Source organism: Streptomyces sp. NPDC020996 (assembly GCF_040641355.1).
Lineage (GTDB): Bacteria > Actinomycetota > Actinomycetes > Streptomycetales > Streptomycetaceae > Streptomyces.
On the sequence record NZ_JBFADM010000019.1, the window covers coordinates 39062 to 54685 of the forward strand.

Here is a 15624-nt window from a genome sequence, read left to right on the forward strand (position 1 = left end):
GCTGCGGCGCGGCTGTCAGGTCCCGATGATCTCCGCGGCCTCGGAGCCGGAGGAGGAGCCGGGCGCGCCGGCGCCCGGGGACGCGCCGGGCGCGCCGGCGCCCGGGGACGCGCCGGGCGCGCCGGCGCCGGGGGACGGAACGCGTCCGGGGCCGGCCGGGCGCGGCCCGCGGTTCCGGCGCTCGCCGCGGGTCTCGGCGATCAGCATGTCGACGCAGGCGAGCAGGTCCTCCCCCTGCGCCTTGCGGCGCATGCGCTGAGCGGCGCTGCCCTCGGCCAGGGCCTCCCGGGTGAGTGCCTCGACGGTCTGCCGGTCGCCGAGGGCTTCCAGGGCGGGGCGCAGCCGGGTGAGCAGCTTGCGGACGACCTGCGCGGCGGGGGCCTCGCGACGGGTCTCGGGGTCCACCAGGGTGCCCTCGAGGCCGGAGCGGGCGGCCCGCCAGGAGGCGCCGCGCAGCCACTCGTGCCGGCCCGGGCACTCCGTTGCGCGGCCGGCCTGCAGCCGCTGCCGCGCCCAGGTCACCAGGGCGCGGAACAGTCCGGCGACGAGGACCACCGTCTCGGTTCGCGGGCAGGCGTCGCAGAGGCGGAGTTCCAGCGTCGGCAGATGGGCGGAGGGGCGGACGTCGTAGTAGATCATCCCCGGGTCGGTGATGACCCCGGCCCGGACGAGGTCGCGCACCGCGGCGTCGTAGTCGGCCGCGGTCGGGAAACAGCCGGCCGGGCCCGCGGTGGGCCACCGCTGCCAGAGCAGCGTGCGCCAGCTGGCGTACCCGGTGTCGGCGCCCTGCCAGAACGGCGAGCTGGCGGACAGCGCCAGCAGCACCGGCAGCCAGGGGGCGACCGCGCACATGACCCGCACCGCCGTGTCGCGGTCGGGCACGTCGACGTGGACCTGGGCGCCGCAGATGAGCTGCTCGTCGGCGACCTTCCGGTACTCCTCGACCATCCGGCGGTAGCGGGCGTCCGCGGTGGGGTGCCCGGAGGACGCGGGCGCCAGCGGCGCCGTGCCCGCGGCCGCCACCGCCAGGCCCAGCGAGGAGGCGGCCGCGTCCAGGCGCCCGCGCAGGCCGGCGAGGTCGGCGTACAGCTCGTGCAGAGAGGTGTGCACGCCGCTGTTGGACTCCACGGTGGACTGGTGCAGTTCCGCCTGGAAACTGCGCCGGGGCAGCCGGCGCAGCAGCGCGTCGGCGCGCGGCACCAGCAGGCCGCTCTCCACCTCCAGGACGTGGAATTCCTCCTCCACACCGAGACCAGGGTTCACGGTCGCTCTCCTTGAAGGTGTTGCCCGAGTGTGTGCCACCCCCAGGTGCCCAGGACGAGTCCGCGTAAGCGCGATCACGCCCGTTTGACGCAATCACCGCACAGATGAGCGGCAAAGGGTGTCGTCGTCCCCGGCAGGGACGCTCGTCCCTTCGCGTACGTGTGTCTCTTCGCGCAGGCGTACGGGCGTCTCGTCGCGTACCGGCGACGGTCAGCCGTCCTGCCCCCGCGCGGCCGGCCCGGCCCCGGCACCGCTCCGGTACCAGGACGCCTGGCCGTCGCCGGTGCGGACCTCGCCGTCCTGCCGGCGCAGGCGGATTTCGACCCGGCCGTCGGTGACGCGGGTGTCGAAGGACGGCTGGGGTGCGGTGGCGGGCCCGCGGACGTTCCAGCCGTCGGCGAGGCGGAAGACACTGCCGTGCCAGGGGCACTGCACGCATCCGTCGTCGATGGTGCCCTCGGACAGCGGTCCGGCCAGGTGGCTGCACCGGTCGGCCAGCGCGTGGATCTCCCCGCCGAGCTCCCGCACCACCATGACCGGCACGTCGTCCACCGTGCGCCGCACGGCCCGGCCGGCCGGGAACTCGTCCACCGACCCGATCGCGTGCCAGCCCTGGGTGACGACGTGGGGCACCTCTTCGGCGTGGTTGGCGCCCGCGGCCTGCCGGTACGCCATGTGGCCGCCCAGCAGACCGCCCGCTCCCACGGCCGTCAGCCCCAGGAAGCCGAACGTCCGTCCCGCGCCCGGCCTGCCGGTGAGCCGGCAGGCCAGCGAGGCCGCGTACAGGCCGACCGCCGTCACGTTCGCCGCCGCGTGCACCAGTCCGACGCGCATCTGCTGACGGTGCAGCTCCGCCCAGTCGGTCGCGCCGGCCAGGGCGGCGGGAGCGGCGGTGGCCAGGCCGACCCCGACCAGCAGGCCCGCCTCGCGGGAGCGGCCCGGCCACAGGTCCAGCACCGCGGCGGACAGCCAGCTGCCGATGGGCACCTGCACCATGGGCGGATGGACCGGGTGCCCGATCCACCGGCCGTGCAGGACGTCCCTGCCGCGCCCCAGCGGCAGGGACCGTACCCCCTTCTGGAGTGTGTCGATCACCGGGTCGGCCCGCTGCCCCCGCTCCAGACGGTCCAGCAGGCTCAGGAGCCGGTTCTGCCGTGTCCGCGAGTGGCGTCGCCTTGTGTTCATACGCAGCCGGGTTTCCCCCTGCCCGGAGGGCAAACGAAGCCGGCGCGCCGCAGGTCCGCGGCCCCTCCCCCGGCGGCGCGGTGTGGGCCGGCGGGGGCGCGGTACCCGGCTCGCCGCCCGGCGGGACCCGTCATCGGGGGTCATCGGAAGTCATCGGGGGTCATCGGGAGTCATCGGAAGTCATCGGGAGAGGAGAGGCGATGTGCCGCCTGTTCGGTCTCAGCAGCGCGCCCCGGCGCACCCACGCGACCTTCTGGCTGCTGGACGCCCCCGACAGTCTCAGCCTGCAGAGCCGTCGCGACCCCGACGGCACCGGCCTCGGCTACTTCGCGCCGGACGGCACCCCGCGCGTCGACAAGGCGCCGATCGCCGCCTACGCGGACCGGGCCTTCGCCGAGGACGCCCGGCGGGTGCAGTCGGCCACCTTCCTCGCCCATGTGCGCTTCGCCTCGACGGGCAGCCTGGACGCCCGCAACACCCACCCCTTCGCGCAGGAGGGCCGGCTGTTCGCGCACAACGGCGTGATCGAGGGCCTCGACGCGCTCGACGACCACCTCGGCCCGGACCGGTCACTGGTCCGGGGCGACACCGACTCGGAGCGGTTCTTCGCCCTGATCACCCGGGAGACCCGGGCCCGCGGCGGCGACGTCCGCGCCGGCATCGAGAGCGCCGCCCGCTGGATCGCCGGGAACCTGCCACTCTTCGCGCTCAACCTGGTCCTGATCACCTCCGACCGGCTGTGGGCGCTGCGCTACCCCGACACCCACGAGCTGTACGTCCTCGAGCGCCCGCCGGGCGGCCGCCACGGCACCCGCCATCTCGACCACAGCGGCACCGGCGGACGCATGCGCGTCCACTCCGCCGACCTGGCCGTCCACCCCTCGGTCGTGGTCGCCAGCGAACGCATGGACGACAACCCCGACTGGCGTCTGATGGAACCGGGCGAGCTCCTCCACGTCGGCGCCGGTCCGCGCCCCACCCGCCACCACGTCGTGCCGCACGCCCCCGCCCACCCGCTCACCCTCGACGACCTGCGCCCCGAGGCGGCGGCCTCGCAGCAGGCGGCCTGAGCCGGCACCCTCCGCCCGGCCCCGCCTGCCCGGTGCAGCCGGGGCCGGGCGTGGTCAGCGGCCCGGTCCGGCGATGTCCTCGGTGCCGACGACCGCGAGCAGGTCGAGCAGGCCGGCGCTGTCGGTGCCGACCGCGGGGGTGAACCACAGCAGCCGCCGCCGGCCGTCCTCGGAGAACAGGTTGAGGCAGTTGACCTCGATCAGGCCGAGCGTGGGGTGGACGAGGCGTTCGCGGTCGTCGCGCCGGAACGCCACGTCGTGGTCCGCCCACAGCGCGGCGAATTCGCCCGACACGTCGAGCAGGGTTGCGATCATCGCGTTGACCTCCGTGTCCTTCGCGTCCCGGCGGGCGGCGGCCGCCCGCAGATCGGCGACGAAGGCGCGGGACTGCGTCTCGTGGTCGGCCTCGGGGTACAGACGCCGGGCCTCGGGTTCGGTGAACCACCGGTGGACGAAGCCGGCCCGCGGGCCCCGGAACCCGGACTGGTCGCCGAGCAGCGCCACGGCGAGCGGATTCTGTACGAGGACCACGTGCAGGTCGGTGATGACCTGCGCGGGCGTGGAGGTCAGCCGGCCGAGCAGGTCGAGCATGCCGGGGTGCACGTGCGAGGCGGCCGTGCCGTGCGACGGCACCGGGCGGGCCGCCAGGTGGTACAGGTGGTCGCGCTCGTCGGCGGTCAGCCGCAGCGCCCTCGCCGGCGCGGCGATCATCTGCCCGGACGGCTGGGACCCCGCGCCGCGCTCCAGCTCGTTGTAGTAGTCCACCGACGCCCCGGCGAGCTGGGCGACTTCCTCACGGCGCAGTCCGGGCACCCGGCGGCGCGGGCCGGCCGGCTGCCTGCGCCGTCGGCGGGACGGATGCGTTCGCGCCGCGACCGCAGGAATGCCCCCAGTTCGGCGTACTTCACAGAGCCCATGCCGTCCATTCTGCGGCCGGCCGGGGCGGGGACCCGGGGGATGCCGTCCCCCGCCCGGCACGACGGTGCCCGGGCCGGTCAGGCCCAGGCGGTCACCGGTGTGAAGGAGCTGTCCTGCCGGAAGAGGTCCGTGCCGTCCGCCGGGTCCACCCGCAGCTGGTAGTCGTAGTGGCGCAGGTAGCGGCCGGGGTAGTTGTACGACTCGAAGCGGACCGAGCCGGACGCGGTGCCCGTGCGGGCGACAAAGGTGGCGTCCCGGGCGAACGTGGTGGTGCCGTCGTTGGCGTCGAAGCGGCCGCGGAAGCCGTAGTGGCGCAGGTAGTTGCCGGAGGCGTCGCGGAAGGAGCAGGCGTTCGCGTCGGCCAGGCCCGGGACGACCGTGAAGGTGGCGGCCAGCTTCTCGGCGGCCGTACTGGCGGCGGTCACCACCGGGAGGCCGAGAAGACCGGACTGCTCCTGCCAGTGGCGGGTGGGGTAGTTGACCGACCGGAATGAACGGGTGACGTTCTTCGGCAGGACCGGGCCGCCGGAGACCGTCTCCTTGACGACCGTGAAGTGACGGGCCGTGCCGGAGAGGGTGGGCAGGGCCGTCGGGGCGCTCCAGGTGGCGAAGGTGTCGTAGCTGTCGCTGTAGTAGTACCTGCCGTCGCCGTAGCCGTCGAAGAAGATCCGCCAGGCGCCGTTGTCCAGTTGGATCACGGACGGGCCTTCTCGGTAGCTGCCCCAGCCGGCCCAGTCGCCCGTCCGGCTGATGGTGTACGGGCCGTTGAGGCTCGGTGCCGTGGCGTACTCGATGTACTTCGTCGTCTCGTTCTTCGTGAAGGCGTGGTAGAGGGAGCCGGTCCTCACCACGAACGTGTCGATGTGGTTGGCGCCGAGGCCGGACAGGGCTACCGGTGAACTCCACGTGGTGAGCGTGGAGTCGGTCGCCGTCAGCCGGTACGGCGTGAAGATCCATTCGTTGTCCGTGGTGGAGCAGGACACGATGACGTGGACGCTGCCGTCGCCGTCGACGAACCACTCGGGCGCCCAGGCGCGGGACAGGCCGGCGATCGGGACGGTGTGGTCGTACAGGAAGGTCCAGTCGACGCGGTCGGCGCTGCGGGCGAAGCCGATGGTGGTGCTGACGTCCTGCCAGGTGTGCGTGGTGTAGGCGAGGTAGTAGTAGCCGTCGGTGTGCCGGAAGAGGCTGGCGTCGCGGATCCGGTTGCCCGGCGGTGTGTAGGCGGAGGCCTGCGTGAGGCGGAAGTCGGTGGCGTCGTCGGACTGGTAGACGTCGACCGTGCCGTCGTCGCTGTTGCGGAACGGCACGATGGTGTACCGGGTGGCGGAGGCGCCGGCGGGTGCGGCAGCGGCGGCCGTGCCGAGCAGTCCGGGCAGCGTGGGCAGGACGAGCGCCGAGACGGGGACGACGGCCGCGGCGCGCAACAGGCTGCGCCGGGACGGGATGGAGGGGTGCGGGGTCACGTGCGGCTCCTTGGTGCGACCGAATACCGAGAGCTGAGCGTTCGTCATATCGAACGCGGTTCGCCAAGTCGATCAGACGGTAGGGGTGGGGCAGGTGTGCGTCAATGGTTCGGACAGCGGTCCGGCGTTCGGTGCGTTCGCGCCAACTCCCGTGGGAGCAAATGACGTTCGCCGTCCCGTACCGGGGCGCGCCGCAAGACGTTACTGTTCGGTAGACAGCGCGCTCCCGGAGGTGTCCCGCATGCTGCCCGACCGTTCCCCCGGCCTCGCGGAATCCGCCCGTGCGCTGGCCGCCGGGGAGGTGACCTCGCGGGCGCTGGTGGAGGCGGCGCTGGCCCGGATCGAGGCGACGCAGCCGACCGTCAACGCGTTCCGGATCGTGCGGGCCGAGGCCGCCCTCGCCGAAGCCGACGCCGCTGACGCGCGGCTGGCCGCCGGGGCCCGCGCACCGCTGCTCGGGGTGCCGGTGGCCGTCAAGGACGACATGGACGTGGCCGGCGAGCCGACCGCGTTCGGCTGCGACGGCGCCTTCCCGCCGGTCGCCGAGGACGGCGAGGCCGTACGGCGGCTGCGCGCGGCCGGAGCGGTGATCGTCGGCAAGACCAACACCTGCGAGTTCGGACAGTGGCCCTTCACCGAGGGGCCGGCGTTCGGCGCGACCCGGAACCCGTGGAGCCTCGCCCACACCCCCGGCGGCTCCTCCGGCGGATCGGCGGCCGCGGTCGCCGCCGGTCTGGTGCCCGCCGCGCTCGGCTCGGACGGCGCCGGATCGGTGCGCATCCCGGCCTCCTGGACCCACCTCGTGGGCGTCAAGCCGCAGCGCGGCCGCATCTCCACCTGGCCGCGCGGCGAGTCCTTCCAGGGCATCACCGTCAACGGCCCGCTGGCCCGCACCGTCGCCGACGCCGCCCTGCTGCTGGACGCGGCGAGCGGCAACCACCCGCACGACCCGCACCGGCCCGCGCCCGTCGACGCCCGCGCGGCGGCCGGCCGCGACCCCGGCCGGCTCCGGATCGCCCTCTCCCTCAAGCCGCCGTTCACCGCCCTGCCGGCCCGGCTCCAGCCGTACGTACGGGCGCGGGTCGTCGAACTCGCCGGGAAACTGGCCGGTCTGGGTCACACGGTCGAGGAGGCCGACCCGCCCTACGGGCAGATCGGGCTGGCCTTCCTCCCCCGCGCCACCGTCGGCATCGCCGAACACGTGCGGGACGCTCCGCACCCCGCGCTGCTGGACCGGCGCACCCGCGACGCCGCCCGGCTGGGCCGGCTGCTGGACGGGGCGCCGCTGCGGGCGGCCCGGCGGGCGGAGGCGGTCCTGCAGCGCCGTGTCGGCGGGTTCTTCCGCTCGTACGACGTCGTCCTCGCGCCGACGACGGCCGCTCCCCCGCCGCGCATCGGCGCGCTGCTGTCGCTGAGCGGCTTCGCGACCGACCGGGCGATGATCGCCGCCTGCCCGTACGCCTGGCCGTGGAACGTCCTGGGCTGGCCGGGCGTCAGCGTCCCGGCCGGATTCGTCGCCGGCGGCCTGCCGGTCGGCGCCCAGTTGCTCGGCCCCGGCGGCAGCGAGCCGCTGCTGATCTCGCTGGCCGCACAGCTGGAGGCGGAGCTGCGCTGGCACGAGGCGTGGCCGCCGCCGGCCGCCCTCGACGCCGACTCCCCGGCCGCGTGAGCGAGTTCGGGTGACCCGCAGCCGGTGACCGGTACCCGATGACCCGTACCCTGTGACCATGGACGATGCGTCGATGGTCGGGCTCGTGGGGCGGGTCACCGGAACGGTCGGACCCGGGCTCGTCGGCGAGGTGATGGTCCGGGTGCGGGGCGGGGCCGAGCACTTCCTCGCTCATCCCGCCCCCGGCAGCGGCCGTATCGAGCCGGGCACGGTCGTGATGGTCGTGGAGTACCTGCCGCCGCGGACGGTCTACGTCACCGAGGCGTACGACGGCTGAGCCGCGGACCGGCCGTCGGACGAGCCGGCTCCCGCCCAGGTGAGGGCGGCGCGCGGGCCTGTGCGTGTGCCTGTGCGTCAAGATTGCTACAAGGGTCCTTCGGCATCTTCCGCCGCGGCGTCAGGCGGGAGCACACTCCCCCTCGTTCGGTGCCGACAGGGCACCATGCAAAGGGGGCGTATGCCGATGATCGTCGGCGTCGTGGCGGGGGTGGCGGCAGGCGCCGTCCTCGTCCTGATCGGTCTGTTCAAGCTCATGTGGCGGGTCGCGGAGCCCAACGAGGCTCTGATCATCTCGGGTTCCAAGCACCGCACCGAGGGCCTCGAGGAGGGCATGGGATTCCGCATCGTCACCGGGCGCGGCACGCTGGTGCTGCCCGGGGTGCAGGCGGTGCGCAAGCTCTCGCTCGACCTGAACGAGACCGAACTGCACGTGGACTGCGTGACCCACCAGGGCATTCCGCTCAAGGTGCGGGGCGTGGTCATCTTCAAGGTGGGCGACGACTTCGTGTCGATCGCCAACGCGGCCCGCCGCTTCCTGGACCAGCAGAAGCTGATGGCGGAGCGGGTGCACAACGTCTTCGCCGGTCATCTGCGGTCCATCGTGGGCGGGTTGACGGTCGAGGACATGATCCGCGACCGGGAGAAGCTCACCGGGCAGACCCGGGCCGCCTGCGGCACGGAGATGGAGAAGCTCGGCCTGATCGTCGACTCGCTGCAGATCCACGAGATCGAGGACCCGACCGGCTACATCCAGAACCTCGCCATGCCGCACGCGGCGGCCGTCCAGCGGGACGCGCGCATCGCGCAGGCCGAGGCGAACCGGCTCGCCACCGAGGCGGAGCAGCAGTCGTTCGCGCGGATGGCGGAGGCCACCCGGGACAGCGAGATCCTGCAGGCCGGCTACCAGGCCGAGCGGGACAAGGCGGCGGCGAAGGCCCGGCAGGCGGGCCCGCTCGCCGAGGCGGGCGCCCGGCAGGAGGTCGTCGTCCAGGAGACGCGGGTGGCCGAACTGGAGGCGCACCGGCGCGAGCAGCAGCTCCAGGCCGACGTCCGCAAGCCCGCGGACGCCAAGGCGTACGAGAAGCGCACGCTGGCCGAGGCCGAGCGCGATGCGCGCATCTCGGCCGCGCAGGCGAAGGCGAAGGAGACGGAGCTCGCGGCGGCGGCCGAGGCGACCCGGGTCAAGGCGGCCGCGGGCGCCGAGGCGGAGGCGACCAAGGCCCGGGGTGCCGCCACGGCGGCGGCGACCCGCGCCACCGGCGAGGCCGAGGCCGCGGCGGCGCAGGCGAAGGGCCTGGCGGCCGCCGAGGCGACGAAGGCGCGGGGGCTCGCGGAGGCGGAGGCCATCAAGGCGCGGGCCGCGGCCCTCGCCGAGAACCAGGAGGCCGTGGTCGCCCAGCAACTCGCCGAGAACTGGCCGGAGATCGTCAAGGCCGGCGCGTCCGCCTTCGGCAACGTCGACAACATGGTGCTGCTCAACGGCGCCGACGGCATGGCCGACATGTTCGCCAAGGCGCTCACCATGGGCGGCACCGGACTCGGCCTCGCCCGCCAGCTGCTGGCCTCGATGAACCAGAACGGCCAGGCGGCGAACGGCACTTCGGCCCTGAACGGGACGGCGTCCCCGCCCGCGCGGAAGGTGCCGGTGGACTCCGACGAGGAGTGACGGAGCCCGGTCTGCGGACACCGGCGCACAGGTCACGGGGGCACCCTCTAAGGTGCCCCCGTGACCGCGTCTATCGATGAGAACGTCCCCGGCCGCCACGGCCCCACCGCCACCACCGAGGCCGACCCCCGCCAGGTCGGCAGGGTGCGCACCGAGTACTCGCCCGCGCACGACGGCGACCCCGACCCCGGCGAGATCGTCTGGACCTGGGTGCCGTACGAGGAGAACGACGGCCGCGGCAAGGACCGGCCCGTGCTGGTCGTCGCCCGCGAGGCCGCCGGCACCTTTCTCGCCGTACAGCTCACGAGCAGACGGCACGACGGCGAGCGGGAGTGGGTGGCGATCGGCAGCGGGCCGTGGGACCGGTCCGGGCGGGACTCCTGGGTGGGCGTCGAGCGGGTGCTGCGGCTGCACGAGGACGGGATGCGCCGGGAGGCCTGCGCCCTGGACCGGATGCGGTTCGACCTGGTGCGGCACCGGCTGCGCGAGCGCTACGGCTGGAGCTGACACCCGATCACCACGACTGAGGCACGGCTGAGGCACGGCTAAGGCTCGTTACGGCTGGAGCTGACGCTCCGGGAAGAACCGGACGAACGCCGCACGGACCGTCCGGTCCGGCGTGCGGTCCAGGATGCCGAACACCACGTGCTCGAAGGCCCCCGCGAACCGGCCGCCCGGCCCGAGCAGCGCCCGGAACGCGCCCGCGACCTGCGCCGGGTCGTTGCGGAACACCCCGCAGCCCCAGGCGCCCAGCACCAGCCGCCGGTAGCCGTGCGCGACAGCCGTCTCCAGCACCCGCTCGGCCCGCACCGCCAGCGCCCGCGGCAGTTCACCGGCCCGCTGCGGCGCCCTGCGCAGGACGACTCCCGCGTTCGGCGCCGCGGCGGTCAGGAAACCCGCGGTGTACGGCTCGTCCAGCAGGCGGCCGCGGTCGTCCCGGAAGACGGGCACCGCCGGTGAGTGGATGACCCGGTCGGTGTAGAACGGGTCGCGGTGGGCGCGGTGGTGCTCGTAGTACTCCGGCGCCCGCAGCAGGCAGGCGTACAGCGCGGACGCCCGGCACAGGGCCTCTTCCTGCGCCTGCGCGCCGTTGAGGTAGCCACCGCCGGGGTTGCGGGCCGAGGCGAAGTTCAGCACGGCCGTGTCCGCGCCGAGGCGGCGGGCGGCCTCCAGACTGCTCTCGCCCGTGACCTCGACCAGCGTGCCGGTCCCGGCGGCCGGCACCACCGGCACGGGCCCCGGGCCGTACATCCGGGTGCCGGCCCGCGCGGCCTCGACGGCCGCGGCGAGCGGCACCTCGTGCCCGCCCGGCGCGCGGTAGGCCCCGGCCGCCACGATCTGCTCCGTCTGCTGCGCGATGCCGCGCAGGCGCGCGCTCATGGCGCCACCCCCGTGGACGCCATGACCACGCCCCGCGCGTGCTCCCCCGTCGTGCTCATGCAGGCATCGTGGGTGATGCTGGTGATGCGGGGCAACCGGGTTTCACGGGCCCCGGGAACGCTCGGGAAAGGCGTGGGAAACGACGGAAAGGCGGAGATTACCGAGCCGGAACACAACGGTACGCACTCTTGTGCGAATCGACGCGAGGGTTTTGGGTGGGACGGGTGCCGCCGCCCGGACGCCTCACAGGGTGATCGGTGGCATCGTGGAATCTCAGGAGGAATCCCGACATGTCCGACTCAGTGAGCGACTGCGGTGACTGTCCGGAACACCGCACCGCAGTCACCGAAGCCGAGGTGGAGGCCCTGGTCAGGGGCATCTGCTTCAAGACCGGCCCACCGCGCGCCCTCGGGGTCGAGGTGGAATGGCTCGTCCACGAGCTGCGCGCACCGCAGCTCCCCGTCACACCCGAACGACTCGCGGCGGCCTACGCCGCACTGCGGACCGTGCCCCTGAGGTCGGCGTTCACCGTCGAACCCGGCGGCCAGCTGGAGCTCAGCTCGCCTCCCGCCGCCTCGCTGACGGAGTGCATCGCCACCGTCTCCGCCGACCTGGACGCCGTACGCGCGGTCCTCGCCGGACACGGCCTCGGCCTCTTCGGCATCGGCCACGACCCCTGGCACCCGCCGCGTCGGTTCCTGCGCCAGCCGCGCTACGACGCCATGGAGGCCTGCCTGGACCGGGGCGGTCCGGCCGGCCGCGCCATGATGTGCGCCTCCGCCTCCGTCCAGGTCTGCCTGGACGCCGGGTACGAGGAGCCCGGCCCGCTCGGGCACGGGCGGCGCTGGTGGCTGGCGCACCAGCTGGGCGCGGTCCTGCTGGCCGCGTTCGCCAACTCACCGCTGGCCGGGGGCCGGCCCACCGGCTGGCGCTCGACCCGCCAGCTGCGGTGGATGGAGATCGGCCCCGGCCGGGCGGGCGCGCCCCGCCTGAACGGCGACCCGCGGGACGCCTGGGCCCGGCACGTCCTGGACGCGCCGGTGATGTGCGTACGCCGCGAGGGCGGGCCCTGGGACGTCCCCGAGGGGCTGACGTTCCGGGAATGGACCAGATCCGGGACGCCGACCCGGGAGGACCTCGACTACCACATCACGACCCTGTTCCCGCCGGTCAGACCGCGCGGCCACCTGGAGCTGCGGATGATCGACGCGCAGCCCGGCGACGACGGATGGATCGTCCCGCTCGCCGTGACGGCCGCGCTGTTCGACGACCCGGAGGCCGCCGAGACCGCCTACCGGATGGTCAAGCCCCTGGCCGAACGGGCCACCGCCCGGCCCGCGCCGCACAATCCGCTGTGGAGTGACGCGGCCCGCCTGGGCCTGGCCGACCCCGAACTGCACGAGGCGGCCGTCGGCTGCTTCACGGCGGCGCTGGAGGCCCTGCCCCGGCTCGGGGCCGGCGCCGAGGTGACGCACGCCGTCACGGAGTACCTGGAGCGCTACGTCGCACCGGGCCGCTGCCCCGCCGACGACCTGCTCGACCACCTGCACGGCACCGGCCGTCGCAGCCACGGGAAGGACAGCCGCACATGACCGACCCCTCCCTCGACGCCGACGCGCTGCGGGAACGGAGCCTGCTCACCCTCACCACGGCCCGCGCCCGCACCACACTGCTGACCGGCTGCGTCGACGAGCCCGACCTGACCGCACAGCACTCGCCGCTGATGTCGCCGCTGGTGTGGGACCTGGCGCACATCGGCAACCAGGAGGAGCTGTGGCTGCTGCGGGCCGTCGCCGGCCGGGAGGCGATGCGCCCCGAGATCGACAGTCTCTACGACGCCTTCGAGCATCCGCGCTCCGAACGGCCCAGGCTGCCCCTGCTGCCGCCCGCCGAGGCCCGCGCCTACGCGGCCGAGGTGCGCGGCCGGGTGCTGGACGTGCTGGAGAGCGCCGACTTCCACGGGACCCGGCTGACGCGGGCCGGCTTCGCCTTCGGGATGATCGCGCAGCACGAACAGCAGCACGACGAGACGATGCTGATCACCCATCAGCTCCGCAAGGGCCCGCAGGTCCTGACCGCCCCCGACCCGGACCCGTTCCCCCCGTTCACCGGACCGGCCGAAGTCCTCGTCCCGGGCGGCCCGTTCACCATGGGCACCAGCACCGAGCCCTGGGCCCTGGACAACGAACGCCCGGCGCACCGGCGGGAGGTGGCACCGTTCTGGATCGACACCACGCCGGTCACCAACGCCGCCTACCAGGCGTTCATCGAGGACGGCGGCTACGACGACGAGCGGTGGTGGACGGCCGACGGCTGGGCCCACGTCCGCCGGACCTCCCTGCGCGCCCCGCTGTTCTGGCACCGCGACGGCGGGCAGTGGCTCAGGCGCCGCTTCGGCGTCACCGAGGTGGTGCCGCCCGACGAGCCGGTCGTGCACGTGTGCTGGTACGAGGCCGATGCCTACGCCCGCTGGGCCGGGCGGCGGCTGCCCACCGAGGCCGAGTGGGAGAAGGCCGCCCGCCACGACCCCGCCACCGGCCGCTCGCGGCGCTACCCGTGGGGCGACGCGGACCCGGCGCCCGAGCACGCCAACCTCGGCCAGCGGCACCTGCGCCCCGCTCCGGCCGGCAGCTACCCGGCGGGCGAGTCACCGCACGGCGTACGGCAGTTGATGGGTGACGTGTGGGAGTGGACGGCGAGCGACTTCCTGCCGTACCCGGGCTTCGAAGCGTTCCCGTACAGGGAGTACTCGGAGGTGTTCTTCGGGCCGGAGTACAAGGTGCTGCGCGGCGGTTCGTTCGCCGTGGACCCGGTGGCCTGCCGGGGCACGTTCCGCAACTGGGACTATCCGATCCGGCGGCAGATCTTCAGCGGCTTCCGCACCGCCCGTTCGGAAGCCGCCTGATGTGCCGGCACGTGGCGTACCTGGGGCCCGAGGAGCCGCTCGGCCGGCTCCTCGTGGAACCCCCGCACGGCCTGTACCGCCAGTCGTGGGCGCCCCGGCACCAGCGGTACGGCACCGTCAACGCCGACGGTTTCGGGGTCGGCTGGTACGCCGACGGCGACCCGGTGCCCGCGCGGTACCGGCGGGCCGGGCCGATCTGGGCCGACCTGTCCTTCGCCGACCTGGCCCGGGTGGTGCGCAGCCGCGCCGTGCTGGGCGCCGTACGGGACGCGACGCTGTCCGGGGCCGACGCCGAGGCCGCGGCGGCGCCGTTCGCCGCGGGCACCTGGCTGTTCAGCCACAACGGCGCGGTCGCGGGCTGGCCCGGCTCGCTGGCGCCGCTGACCCGGACGCTGCCCGCCGAGGACCTGCTGTCGCTGGAGGCCCGCAACGACTCGGCGTTCGTTTGGGCGCTGGTCCTCGCCCGGCTGCGGGCGGGCGACGACCCGGGCGAGGCCATGGCCGGCACGGTGCTGGAGGTCGCCGCGGCGGCCCCCGGCTCCCGCCTCAACCTGCTGCTCACCGACGGCGAGACGATCACCGCGACCGTCTGGGGCGACGCGCTCCACTACCTGTGGACGCCCGGCCGCGGCACCGTCGTGGCCTCCGAGCCCTACGACGACGACCCGCGCTGGCAGCAGGTCCCCGACCGCACCCTGCTCTCGGCGACCCGCACCGACGTGCTGCTGACCCCGCTCAAGGAGCCGAGTGACGCCCTGACCCCGGCACCACCGAAGGAGCCCTGTACGTGAGCCCGTTCCTTGTCACCCGCACCCTGCCCGAGGACGCCACCGAGGCAGCCCTGCGCGCCGACGTCCAGCACGGCCTGACCGCCACACCCAAGACGCTGCCGCCGAAGTGGTTCTACGACGCCCACGGCAGCGAACTGTTCGAGCAGATTACCGAGTTGACCGAGTACTACCCGACGCGCGCGGAACGGGAGATCCTCCTCGCCCGCTCCGCCGAGATCGCCGCGGCGACCGGCGCCCGCACCCTGGTCGAACTGGGCTCGGGCTCCTCGGACAAGACCCGCCACCTGATCGACGCCCTGACCGGACTGCGCACCTACGTCCCGGTCGACGTCAGCGAGAGCGCGCTCACCCAGGCCGGCCACGCCCTGATCGCCGAGCACCCGGCACTCGACGTCCACGCGCTCATCGCCGACTTCACCGCCGGCCTGGCCCTGCCGGAGACACCGGGCCCCCGGCTGCTGGCCTTCCTCGGCGGCACCATCGGCAACCTGCTGCCCGCCGAACGGGCCGCCTTCCTCGCCTCGGTCCGCGCCCTGCTCTCGCCCGGCGACGCGCTGCTGCTCGGCACGGACCTGGTCAAGGACGAGCGGGTGCTGGTCCGGGCGTACGACGACGCGGCCGGGGTGACGGCCGCGTTCAACAAGAACGTCCTGGCCGTCGTCAACCGCGAACTGGGCGCCGACTTCGATCCCGGCGCCTTCGCCCATGTGGCGCTGTGGGACGCGGAGAACGAGTGGATCGAGATGCGGCTGCGCTCGCGCCGCGCGCAGACCGTGAAGGTGCCCGCACTCGACCTGGCCGTCGACTTCGCGGCGGGCGAGGAGCTGCGCACCGAGGTGTCGGCGAAGTTCCGGAAGGAGGGTGTGCGCGCCGAACTCGGGGCCGCGGGGCTGGAGCTGTCCCACTGGTGGACGGACGGCGAGGGCCGCTTCGCGCTGTCGCTGAGCGTGGCGCGCTGAGCCGGGCGCGCTGAGCCCGGTGCCCCGCGCGGCCGCGCCGAGGACGCCCTCGGCGCGGTCGCGCCCGGTCGCG

The 15624-nt window shown here is 74.3% G+C and carries 13 protein-coding genes and 1 pseudogene; 9 read left to right on the plus strand and 5 right to left on the minus strand.

The features are described 5' to 3' along the window. Positions 1-15: 15 nt before the first annotated feature. Positions 16-1263: a glutamate--cysteine ligase gene (locus tag AB0G63_RS16140; protein ID WP_360750269.1), complete on the minus strand. Its 1248-nt coding sequence runs from the start codon at positions 1261-1263 to the stop codon at positions 16-18. A 210-nt stretch (positions 1264-1473) separates the two neighbouring features. Further along, complete coding sequence (locus AB0G63_RS16145; RefSeq protein ID WP_360750271.1) at positions 1474-2448, minus strand: Rieske (2Fe-2S) protein; 975 nt, start codon at positions 2446-2448, stop codon at positions 1474-1476. A gap of 200 nt (positions 2449-2648) precedes the next feature. On the opposite strand from AB0G63_RS16145, the gene AB0G63_RS16150 reads away from it, so the two are divergent. After that, complete coding sequence (locus tag AB0G63_RS16150) at positions 2649-3518, plus strand: class II glutamine amidotransferase (protein ID WP_360750273.1); 870 nt, start codon at positions 2649-2651, stop codon at positions 3516-3518. Between the two features lie 54 nt (positions 3519-3572). Here AB0G63_RS16150 and AB0G63_RS16155 read toward each other — a convergent pair. After that, positions 3573-4444 (minus strand): annotated as a pseudogene (locus AB0G63_RS16155) (helix-turn-helix transcriptional regulator). A gap of 69 nt (positions 4445-4513) precedes the next feature. Beyond that, positions 4514-5902: a glycoside hydrolase family 43 protein gene (locus AB0G63_RS16160; protein WP_360750275.1), complete on the minus strand. Its 1389-nt coding sequence runs from the start codon at positions 5900-5902 to the stop codon at positions 4514-4516. A 241-nt stretch (positions 5903-6143) separates the two neighbouring features. Here AB0G63_RS16160 and AB0G63_RS16165 point away from each other — a divergent pair, with 241 nt between their 5' ends. The 4 genes from AB0G63_RS16165 (at position 6144) to AB0G63_RS16180 (ending at position 10023) form a co-directional block, all read left to right on the plus strand. Then, the gene (locus AB0G63_RS16165; RefSeq protein ID WP_360750277.1) at positions 6144-7571 is read left to right on the plus strand and encodes an amidase; all 1428 of its coding nucleotides are present in this window, start codon (positions 6144-6146) and stop codon (positions 7569-7571) included. 58 nt (positions 7572-7629) lie between these two features. Further along, positions 7630-7848, plus strand: coding sequence for a hypothetical protein (locus AB0G63_RS16170; protein ID WP_324786014.1), 219 nt, complete (start codon positions 7630-7632; stop codon positions 7846-7848). A 180-nt stretch (positions 7849-8028) separates the two neighbouring features. Further along, entirely contained in the window at positions 8029-9516 is a 1488-nt protein-coding gene (locus tag AB0G63_RS16175; RefSeq protein ID WP_360750279.1) for an SPFH domain-containing protein, read from the plus strand. A 60-nt stretch (positions 9517-9576) separates the two neighbouring features. Further along, entirely contained in the window at positions 9577-10023 is a 447-nt protein-coding gene (locus tag AB0G63_RS16180) for a type II toxin-antitoxin system PemK/MazF family toxin (RefSeq protein ID WP_360750281.1), read from the plus strand. A gap of 48 nt (positions 10024-10071) precedes the next feature. On the opposite strand, the gene AB0G63_RS16185 is transcribed toward AB0G63_RS16180, so the two are convergent. Next, positions 10072-10896, minus strand: coding sequence for a TIGR02452 family protein (locus AB0G63_RS16185; RefSeq protein ID WP_360750283.1), 825 nt, complete (start codon positions 10894-10896; stop codon positions 10072-10074). Between the two features lie 290 nt (positions 10897-11186). On the opposite strand from AB0G63_RS16185, the gene egtA reads away from it, so the two are divergent. The 4 genes from egtA to egtD are packed head-to-tail and all read left to right on the plus strand — an operon-like array spanning position 11187 to position 15551. Then, on the plus strand, positions 11187-12488 hold the full coding sequence (gene egtA, locus AB0G63_RS16190; protein WP_360750285.1) for an ergothioneine biosynthesis glutamate--cysteine ligase EgtA: 1302 nt from the start codon (positions 11187-11189) through the stop codon (positions 12486-12488). Continuing rightward, entirely contained in the window at positions 12485-13801 is a 1317-nt protein-coding gene (gene egtB / locus AB0G63_RS16195) for an ergothioneine biosynthesis protein EgtB (protein ID WP_360750287.1), read from the plus strand. Before egtA ends, egtB begins: the two co-directional genes overlap by 4 nt. Then, positions 13801-14592 carry an ergothioneine biosynthesis protein EgtC gene (gene egtC / locus AB0G63_RS16200; RefSeq protein WP_360750289.1) on the plus strand — a complete coding sequence of 264 codons (792 nt, stop codon included), beginning with the start codon at positions 13801-13803 and terminating at the stop codon, positions 14590-14592. The genes egtB and egtC overlap by 1 nt, the downstream gene beginning before the upstream one ends. Continuing rightward, positions 14589-15551, plus strand: coding sequence for an L-histidine N(alpha)-methyltransferase (egtD, locus tag AB0G63_RS16205; protein ID WP_360750291.1), 963 nt, complete (start codon positions 14589-14591; stop codon positions 15549-15551). Before egtC ends, egtD begins: the two co-directional genes overlap by 4 nt. The last annotated feature ends 73 nt before the right edge of the window (positions 15552-15624 follow it).